This window comes from Streptomyces sp. NPDC050988, assembly GCF_044456225.1.
In the GTDB taxonomy this organism is placed as follows: Bacteria; Actinomycetota; Actinomycetes; order Streptomycetales; family Streptomycetaceae; genus Streptomyces.
The window spans coordinates 1-5767 of sequence record NZ_JBITFQ010000064.1 but is presented as its reverse complement, the minus strand read 5'-3'; the positions used below and the strand labels follow the sequence as shown (position 1 = coordinate 5767).

Genomic DNA, 5767 nt, shown 5'->3' with positions numbered 1-5767 from the left:
GCGCTGGAACAACTCCCACAACTCATCCGGCACCAGCCGCTCAACGATCGAAACCACGATCGACAGGCTACCGATCCAAATGAGATGACGTCTTATGACATGGGGTTGGTGCGGCCGGCTTGAGGCGGAGACGGAAGGCCCGCCCTACGGGATCGCCGCCGCGACCGGTGCGCGCCGATTCCTGATCGATCTCGGGCCGGTTCTGTTTGCGATTAGTCACTTTCCCTGGCACCGCAGGTGAATTGACCGAGCCCGGGCCGCACGCTCCCGCATCACGCTACCGTTGGCGTCCGTCGCGGTGCTCTTTACCGCGGCGCGGGGGTTGGGGGAAAATTGACTACGATTCTGTTTGTCCATGGAACGGGCGTTCGGTCGAAGCGTGAAAAGGAAGCACTCGACCGTATGGGGGACGGTTTCCGCAAGGCCCTTCCGGACACGTCGCTGGAAACATGCTCCTGGGGTGACGTACTCGGCGTCGCGTCCACGAGCGGGCCCGCGGAGGAGGACGACACCGGTTCGCCGTTCCCGGACGGGGCGGGAACGGACTGGTCCGACGCGGAACGGGCGGTGTGGGCCCGGCTGCACGACGACCCGTTGTTCGAAATCCGGCTGGCGGTGCCGACGGTGTCCGGTGACGCCTCCGCCATTTCGCCGAGGACCCTGGAAACCCTGCGTTCGCGTATCCGGAATCTGCCCGAGGAACCGACGGTCGAGAAACTGCTTCCCGGTGAATCAGCGGATCACTTGCGAGAGTCCGTGGCGGAAGTGCTACGGAACAGGGAATTCGTGGCAGCCCTCCCTTTTCTCGCAGTCAGGAGATCGCACGACCTGGTTGCCCGCTGTCTGACGTCCGTCCATATTCGGGTGCGTGAGAAGGACGGCGGCGCGGTGCTCGTGTCCGCGGCGGAACGCGACGAGCTGTGGCGGGCCGTCGAGAAGTGTCTGGGGGCCGCGCCCCTGGGCGGTCTGGGCGACAGGACCCGCGCCGTCGCCTGGTCGACGGCCCAGCACATGGCTCGCCCGGTCGTCCGACGCCACCGCGAACGGCTCCTCGCCCGGGCGACGCCCGCCCTCGGCGACATCCTGCTCTACCAGGCCCGCGGCAAGCCCCTGCGGACCTTCCTGGCCGAGCGGATCAGGGAGATCCCCGGACCGGTGGCCCTGCTCGGGCACAGCCTCGGCGGAGTGGCGTGCTTCGAGAGCCTGGTGGCCCACGACCTGCCGAACGTACGGCTCCTGGTGACCGTCGGCAGCCAAGTTCCGTACCTCTACGGCCTGGACGCGCTGACCACCCACCGCCTCGGCGCGCCACTGCCCGAACACTTCCGGGCCCGCTGGGTGAACGTGGTCGACCGGGAGGACCTGCTGGCCTTTCCCGCGGAGGACCACTTCGAAGGCCGGGTCGAGGACGTCGAGGTCGACACCCGGGAGCCCTTCCCCCGGGCGCACGGCGCCTACTGGACCACCCCGCGGGTGTACGAGGCCGTCCGCACGGCCGTCGAGGAGTGCTGAGCGATGGCGGTACGCGCTCTGGTGGTGTGTCCGGAGACGTACGAGGGCTCGTCACTGCGGGAGTTGCCCGGCTCGGCGGCCGCCGGCGCCCGCTTCGTCTCCTGGCTGGTGAACCACGTCGGGGAACCCTGCTCCGTGACCGTCCTGACCAACGCCGCCGGGCTGCCCGACGAGCCCTGGGCCGACACGGCGGACCTGGCACGGGCCGAACTCGGTGTGCTGTCCGACTTCCTGCTCCGGCCGGGCCCCCTGGACGAACTGGGGGAGGAGGACGCCTTCGTCCTCTACTGGCTCGGACACGGCGCGATCGCCAGGGACAATGGCCGCCACCGGCTGTACGTGTCCCACAGCGGCTACGTCGAACTGGAGGACCTACAGGCCCGTATGGCCGGCCCGGGCCGGCCGAGACGGCGGCTGTTCGTGATCGACGCCTGTCGGGAGGGCGACTCGGCGTCCACCGGTGACGCCGGCGCCCAGACGCTGGTCACCGCCGCGGGGGTCGTACAACACCCGGACTGGGACGGACTCGTGCTGTACGGCGCCCGCCACGGCGAGCAGGCGCTCTTCGACGAGCGGGGCGGAGTCTTCACACGCCGGCTCATCGAAGCCGTGGAGACGCTGCCGCCGGGCGACCGGCTGGAACTCGGGCCCATCGAGGAGGCCGCCGTGCGCCTCGAAACGCGCTTCCAGACGGCGTACGAGCAGGAGGACCCCGACTACGGCCAGATACCCACCCACTACTGGATCTCCCGCCGGGGCCGGCTCCTCGTCGACAAGGACTTCCGGCCCGGCGCGGCGGTCACCCACCTCCAGGCGGAAAGGCTGCGCACGCTCCTGACCCAGGCCTGCCTGACCGCGCAGGAGGAGGGTGAAGTGTGGGACTGGCTGCACGCCTCCGGGCCCCGTATGCCGGACGACGACCTGACCCTGCCGGAGATGGCGGTGCGGGTGACGCGGCTGCCCCACCGGGAGGACGGCGGCCACTGCATCACGGGACTCTGCGCCGTCCTGGCCAGGATCGAACGCCTGCGGGACGACATCCACGCCTGGTACGGCTCCTGGGCCGCCGACAAGGGGCTGACACCGCTGCCCCGCAAAGCGGCGCACCGAACGCCGGCCCCTCCGCGGGCCCATCTGGTCATCGACCTGGAACGGCTGGACGAGATCACCCGCGGCAGCGCGGCCGTACCCGCCGGGAACCGCCCCGAGCCGAGCTACCACGCCCAGGCGTGGTTCTACACCGGGCACAAACGCCTGCGGATCGACGTTGCGCAACGGAGCTGGCGCAAGGACGAGTTCGCCACCCTCGTCGAGCAGATCTACGACGGGGCCCATGCCAAGGTCCGCTCGGCGCTGCAGGGCGCCTGGGTCGAGTTCATCGTCGACCGGGACCTGTTCGGCCACCGCTTCGACACGATGCCGAGCTTCACCGTTCCGAGCGGCAAGGCGCCGTTGCTGGGCGACAACGCCCCGGTGGTCCTGCGCGACCGCTGGCGGCACCGCAGGGGCCCACAGACTCTCAGCTGGGAGCGCCGGGCCGTGCTACTCGACGCCGTCCCCGCGGCGCGCCTGGAGTGGCGGGATTGCGCGGTCGTGTGCGCACCCGGGGGCGAGCGGCGCACGGAGCAGGCCGACGCCGTGGAACACGCTTTCACCACGAACGAGGCGGCGGACGTGCACGCGGGCATCGTGCTGTCCCGCTCCCTGGACGACAGCACGTCCTTCGACATCGTCGGCACGGCCCTCAACAACGGTGCCGTACTGGCCATCTGGCCCGACCGGTCCACGGCCGACAGTTGCGTACGCGGCGGTGACGGCAGTGCGCTCTGCGACGGGGCGCTGGTGCGGGACAGCCTGCTCCGGCAACTCGAAGGCCGCCCCCTGCACGACGTGCCCGAGATCATCTTCGGCCTCCGCTGCAAAGGGGGCGACGAGGCCGAGGTGTTCCGGGACATGGTCGTGCTCTTCGACGACCCGCGTCGTTCTCCTTTGGTCCGGACCGCGGTGGCCATGCCGTGACCCGGACGACGGCCCGGTGAGCAGAAGGGAAGTGCAGATGACGCAAGGCCCTGGCGTCTCCTCGGAGGCTCCCGGCTGGTGGGTCTATCGCGGACACCGGGGGGCGCCCCGGACCGCGGACGAGGCGGCCCCCGACATTCCGGAACCCCCGCCCTGGCGCTCGTTCGGCCTGCCCACGATCGTGGCCCCGGAGGACGAGGCACGGCTGCGCGAGCGGGACCCGGACCACATCGGCCTGCCGGTGCCACCGCCCTCGACCGAGAACGAGCAGTCGTGGGACGACCGGGTGGCGGTCGCCTACCGCGGCGACCGTGAGGTGCACGACCTGGTGAACGCCGCCATCCATCTGCGGCGCCCCCTGCTCGTCACCGGTCCGCCCGGCACGGGGAAGACGACCCTGGCCTCCTCCATCGCCCGGGAGCTCGGTCTGGGGCCGGTGCTGAGGTGGGGCGTCACCAGCCGCTCGACCCTGCGCGAGGGGCTCTACGGCTACGACGTGCTGGGCCGGCTGCACGACATGAACCTGCGCAACGGCTCGCCCCTGAACCGCAGGGGTGTCAAGCCCAAGGGCGGCCACGACGACATCGGACGGTACATCAGGCTCGGTGCGCTGGGGGACGCGTTACTGCCCAGGCGCCGGCCCCGGGTCCTGCTGATCGACGAGATCGACAAGAGCGACGTGGACCTGCCCAACGACCTGCTGCACGTCTTCGAGACAGGGAGCTACGAGATCCCCGAGCTGCGCCGGATCCCCGACTCACCGGTCCGTGTGCTCGGTTGGGACGGCGACGACCCGGTGCCCGTGCACAACGGACGGGTCCGGTGCGCGCAGTTCCCCGTCGTCGTCCTCACCAGCAACGGCGACCGGGAGTTCCCGCCGGCCTTCCGCCGCCGATGCCTCTTCCTGACCCTCAAGCGCCCCGAGGGAGGCCGCCTGCACGAGATCCTCCGGTCCCATGTGCCGGAGATGCAGGACCTGTCCGAGGTCGAGGACGTCCTGGAGCGCTACGACAGGCTGACCGCCGACGGCCGTCAGCTCTCGCCGGACCAGTTGATCAACGCCGTACGCCTCAGGCTCACGGCCCAGTTGGGGCCGGAGGACATGGAGACCATCGCGAGCGCGGTGTTCCACCCGCTCTCCGGAGCGTGACGCGGTGGACCCTGAGGTCGCGAGGGCCCTGCTGAACTGCGATGCCCAGGTCGGTCTGGGAGAGGTCCTCGACATCGCCTGGCTGGCCGCGCGGCTGCCGGCGGAGAACACACCGCCGACGGACCGGCGTTCGGACCGGGAGCGGGCTGCCGTCGGCCCGGCGGGCGACGTCATGGGCGAGCTCCCGGCCGTCGGGGACCCGGTGTCCGGCGGGAGCGGGCCCCCCCCGCCGGACGACCTGCTCCGGCCGCCCGGCTTCACCGGGCGGGACGACCTGGGGCTGTGGCTGCGCGCCGCCGAACCCGCGATCGCCGAGATGGGCGGGGTCTCCAGCCGTGTCGCGGCGCCGCTTCCGGCCCGGTGGCTGCCCGACGGCGTGGGGCTGGCCAACGCCCTGCGCCCGCTGCGGCGCACCCGCCCCTCGCCGGTACGGACCGTCGTGGACGAGGAGTCGACCGCAGAGTGGGCGGCGGCGACCGGCATGGTCGTGCCGATGGTCGAGGCCGCCGAGGAGCCGTACTACGACGTGGCGCTGGTGTGCGACACCGGGCCCTCCATGAAGCTGTGGACCCCGCTGATGCGCGAGATGAGCCGGGCCGCCGCCCGATTCGGCGCCTTCCGGTCGGTCACCGTGCGCCGGCTGGACCCCGACACCGCGGAGACCATGCCGATGTCGGCCGGAGGCGGCCGCACCGGCCTGCGCACCCTGCTGGAGCCCGGTGGCAGACGCCTGATCGCGTTCGTCACCGACGGCGTCGGCCGCGGCTGGCACGACGGGCGGCTGGCCGCGCAGGTCCATCTGCTGGCCTCGTACGGGCCGGTGGTGATCGTCCATCTGCTGCCGCGGCATCTGTGGGGACGAACCGGCGTCGCCCCGCTGCCGGTGTCCTTCCACCCCGAGGCGGACGGGGCGCGGGCCGGGCGATCGGGGCCGTCGGCCCAGCGGTTCACCCCCGCGGGCTGGTCGCTGCGCGATCTCTGGCCCGGGGGGGGGGGCCCCCCCCGCGGCCCGCCCCCCCCCCCCCCCGGGGGGGCGCGCCCCCCCCCCCCCCACAAACCCGGGGGCGCGGTGGTGGCGGGGGCCCC

General features: G+C 71.9%; 3 protein-coding genes and 1 pseudogene. All 4 read left to right on the top strand.

What is annotated here, in order from left to right; all coding sequences use genetic code 11:
• Nucleotides 1-402 precede the first annotated feature (402 nt).
• The gene (locus tag ACIBEI_RS49470; protein WP_398898107.1) at nucleotides 403-1512 is read left to right on the top strand and encodes a hypothetical protein; all 1110 of its coding nucleotides are present in this window, start codon (nucleotides 403-405) and stop codon (nucleotides 1510-1512) included.
• A 3-nt stretch (nucleotides 1513-1515) separates the two neighbouring features.
• Entirely contained in the window at nucleotides 1516-3531 is a 2016-nt protein-coding gene (locus tag ACIBEI_RS49465; protein ID WP_398898105.1) for a caspase family protein, read from the top strand.
• Nucleotides 3532-3568: 37 nt separating this feature from the next.
• Nucleotides 3569-4681, top strand: coding sequence for an AAA family ATPase (locus ACIBEI_RS49460; RefSeq protein WP_398898104.1), 1113 nt, complete (start codon nucleotides 3569-3571; stop codon nucleotides 4679-4681).
• A 4-nt stretch (nucleotides 4682-4685) separates the two neighbouring features.
• Nucleotides 4686-5767, top strand: a pseudogene (locus ACIBEI_RS49455) (hypothetical protein); the annotation flags it as partial.